We start from the raw sequence: 279 nt of genomic DNA on the forward strand, positions 1-279 counted from the left end.
TTCGACGTTGAGCGTGTGATGGAAGCCGAGTTGGTCCTCGCGGGAGGTGTCGACTATCTCCCCGCCGACCCGCAGGCGGTTGGCGAACTTGGCGAACTCGACGGAGTCCACCTCGATGGTGACGTACATGTGTTCGCGCTGTCCGCCGGTATCGCGCATCTTGTCGTCGTCGCGCTGTATGCGCCGCGTCGTGTCGCCCGAGACGGAGTCACCGGGTTCGAGCACGTACTGCAGGTGCCAGAGGTCGTCCAGGCTCTCCGGGACGAGGGTGATCCGCGT

1 pseudogene is annotated in these 279 nt (G+C 64.9%); it reads right to left on the reverse strand.

Annotated features, from left to right (window positions below):
* Positions 1–279, reverse strand: a pseudogene (locus tag SM755_RS23485) (mRNA surveillance protein Pelota); the annotation flags it as partial.

This window comes from Natrialba sp. PRR66 (assembly GCF_034808065.1).
Lineage (GTDB): Archaea > Halobacteriota > Halobacteria > Halobacteriales > Natrialbaceae > Natrialba > Natrialba aegyptia.